Annotated in this window: 3 protein-coding genes and 1 pseudogene; 3 read left to right on the top strand and 1 reads right to left on the bottom strand. The window is 75.1% G+C overall.

Annotation, left to right across the window (positions count from 1 at the left end; genetic code table 11):
• Positions 1-167: 167 nt before the first annotated feature.
• Positions 168-881, bottom strand: a complete 714-nt coding sequence (locus IH13_RS0120835; protein ID WP_031086646.1) for a FadR/GntR family transcriptional regulator — start codon at positions 879-881, stop codon at positions 168-170.
• Positions 882-1054: 173 nt separating this feature from the next.
• Between IH13_RS0120835 and IH13_RS0120830 the strand changes: the two genes are divergently transcribed.
• From IH13_RS0120830 to IH13_RS42530, 3 genes and pseudogenes are all read left to right on the top strand, one after another.
• Positions 1055-2014 (top strand): dihydrodipicolinate synthase family protein, encoded by a 960-nt coding sequence (locus IH13_RS0120830; RefSeq protein ID WP_031086644.1) that lies wholly within the window; start codon positions 1055-1057, stop codon positions 2012-2014.
• A complete protein-coding gene (locus IH13_RS0120825; RefSeq protein ID WP_031086642.1) occupies positions 2011-2970 on the top strand; it encodes an ROK family protein in 960 nt (319 codons plus the stop codon). The genes IH13_RS0120830 and IH13_RS0120825 overlap by 4 nt, the downstream gene beginning before the upstream one ends.
• Positions 2967-3095 (top strand): annotated as a pseudogene (locus tag IH13_RS42530) (N-acetylmannosamine-6-phosphate 2-epimerase); the annotation flags it as partial. The gene IH13_RS0120825 and the pseudogene IH13_RS42530, both read left to right, overlap by 4 nt.

Genomic DNA, 3095 nt, shown 5'->3' with positions numbered 1-3095 from the left:
CGTGTACGAGCGCAGCGCGGCGGGCGCCGCCCTTCCTGCCCGCGGGTGACGCGACGGGGGTCGCCCGCCCGCACACCGCGCGCGGGCGGGCACCGGAGCGGGCCGCGATGGACCAGGGTGCGGTGGAGGCGGTGCCGCACCGCGCCGGCGGGCGCGAGCAGGTGCCCCTACGCGGACACGGAGGCCCCCGCGGACCGAGGTTCGAGGCGGTGGCGGATTCCGTCGAAGTGGGTGCGCATGGCGCGCACCGCGCGCACACCGTCGGCCGTCGCTACGGCCTCGACGATCTCGTGGTGCTGGGCGCAGGTGACGGCGGGTTCCTGGTGGCCGTCGTCCATGTCCTCGCGCACCCGGTCCATCGCCGCCCAGAACGCGTCCAGCACCTCGCTGAGGAGGTGGTTGTCGAGCGAGGCGTAGAGCGCGAGGTGGAACGCGCGGTCGGTGGCGCGGGCGACCCGGCCGTGCTGGGCGGCCTCGGACTCCATCGTGGCGACCAGCCCCCGGAGCACGGCCAGGTCCTCGGCGGGGACGCCGGCGGTGACGGCCCCGACCAGGCCGGTCTCCAGGGCCTCCCGGACCTTCATCAGCTCCAGCAGCCCCCCTTCGCCCTGTCCGTGCCGGACGGCGGCCCGGAAGGCCAGCCCCTCGGCGAAGGGGGACAGGGAGAGCGAGCCGACGAAGGTGCCGAAGCCCCGCCGGATCTCGACGACGTTCATGGCCTGGAGCGCCTTGAGCGCTTCGCGCACGGAGACCCGTCCGGCGGAGAACAGCTCCATCATCTCCGCCTCGGTGGGCAGCGGGTCGCCCGGTCCGAGCCTGCGTTCGAGGATCAGTTCCTTGATCCGTCGCTCGATGTCCTGAGCCATGGTGGGGCGGGCCACGAGGGTCCTCCTGAGGTGTGCCTGCCGCCGGTGCCTCTTGACCGGCCGCCGGGGCATCTGTTTAAGGTGAGTCCAGACATAGGACATCTTACGTCTCATGTCTCGGTCCCGTCTCCCCTTCCGGGCCTTCCGGACGACGGGCCGATGTTCCGAACGAGCTGGAGCCCCTCACCATGTCCTTGACCGCACCGCTGCACGGCGTCGTACCGCCGGTCTGCACCCCGCTCGACGACCGGGGGGAGGTCGACACGGCCTCCCTGACCCGGCTCGTCGGCCACCTCGTCGACGGCGGCGTGCACGGGCTCTTCGCCCTCGGTTCGACCAGCGAGGTCGCCTATCTGACCGACGCCCAGCGCGCCACCGCCCTGGAGACCGTGGTCACCGCGACGGCCGGGCGCGTCCCGGTCCTCGCCGGGGTCATCGACACGACGACCGCCCGGGTCACCGAGCACGCCCGGACCGCCGCGGAGCTGGGCGCGGACGCCCTCGTGGCGACCGCGCCCTTCTACACCCGTACGCACCCGAAGGAGATCGCCGCGCACTTCCGCCGGCTGCGCGCCGACGTCGACCTCCCGCTGTTCGCCTACGACATCCCGGTCGCCGTGCACTCCAAGCTCTCCGCCGCCCTGGTGCGCGAGCTCGCCGAGGACGGCACCCTGGCCGGCCTCAAGGACAGCAGCGGTGACGAGGGCGGGCTGCGCCGGCTGATCGTCGAGCTCGGCGGGCGCGAGGGCCGTGCCGCCGGCCCCGTGCCGCACTTCAGCGTGCTGACCGGCTCCGAGCTCACCGTGGACGCGGCACTGCTGGCCGGGGCCGACGGTGTCGTACCCGGCATCGGCAACGTGGACCCGGCCGGCTACGTCCGGCTGTACGAGGCCGCGCGGGCCGGCGACTGGGCGCTCGCCGCCCGCGAGCAGGAGCGGCTGATCGAGCTGTTCGCCATGGTCGACGCCGGCCCCGAGCAGGACATGGGCCGCAGCTCCTCGGCGCTCGGCTCCTTCAAGGAGGCGCTGCGGCTGCTCGGCGTCATCGACCACGGCGCCACCGTCTTCCCGCAGATCCCGCTCTCCGCGGAGTCCGTGGCGCTGGTCGCGGAGCGGCTGCGCGGCGCCGGTCTGCCGCCGGTCCGATGAGCACCGGTCCGACGGTCGCGGCGGCGACCGGGGCCGTGGTGATCGGCCTCGACCTCGGCGGTACGAAGATCGCCGCCGCGCTCTTCGCCGCCGACGGCACGGTGCTGGCCCGGCACACCCGGCCCACCCCGGCCCGGGACGGCTCCGAGGCGGTGCTCGACGCGCTCGCCGCGGCGGCGGCCGAGGTGGATCCGGGCGGCCTGGCCACGGCGCTCGGCATCGCCGCCGCCGGGGTCGTCGACCCCCGCTCCGGCCTGGTCACCAGCGCCACCGACTCGATCAGCGGCTGGGCGGGAACCGCGCTCGGCGCGGGCCTCGCGGACCGTACGGGTCTGCCGGTGGCCTGCGACAACGACGTGCGTGCCACCGCCGGACCGGAGCTGGCCGCACTGCCTGACGGCCATGGCTCGCTGCTGTTCGCGGCCGTCGGCACCGGTGTGGGCGGCGCCCTCGCCGTGGACGGCCGGATGCTGCACGGCGCCTCCGGCATCGCCGGTCACGTCGGTCACCTGCCCAGCGCGGAGGCGGCCGGACTGCCCTGCACCTGCGGGGCCACCGGGCATCTGGAGGTCATCGCCTCCGGACCGGGCATCACCGCCCACTACGGGCGGCTCACCGGCACCCCGGCGGACCGGCTCGAAACGGTCGCCGCCCGTGCCGCCCAGGGCGACGAGGCCGCCGTACGCGCCGTCACCACCGGTGCGACGGCGGCCGGGCGGGTACTCGGCGGCCTCGCCAACGCGCTCGGCCCCGACCGGGTCGTCGTCGGCGGCGGCGTACCCCGGATCGGCGCGCTGTACGGCGACGCGCTGGCCGCCGCCTTCGCCGCCGAGCTGATGCCACCGCTGCGCGGGCTCGTCCCCGAGCCCCCGCTCTTCGGCCACGACGCCGCCGTACTCGGCGCCGCGGCCCTGACCACCACCCTTCCCCTCCACCACCCCGGAGTTCCCCGATGACCGCACAGGACCTGGCCGACACGCTCCAGGGCCGGCTGATCGTCTCCTGCCAGGCACCCCCCGGTGACCCGATGCGGGACACCGCCACCCTCGTACGCCTGGCCCTGTCTCTTATACACATCTCT

This window comes from Streptomyces sp. NRRL WC-3549 (assembly GCF_000721935.1).
Classification (GTDB): Bacteria; Actinomycetota; Actinomycetes; order Streptomycetales; family Streptomycetaceae; genus Streptomyces.
Note: the sequence above shows the minus strand (reverse complement) of the source record. Positions and strands in the feature narration are given on the sequence as shown.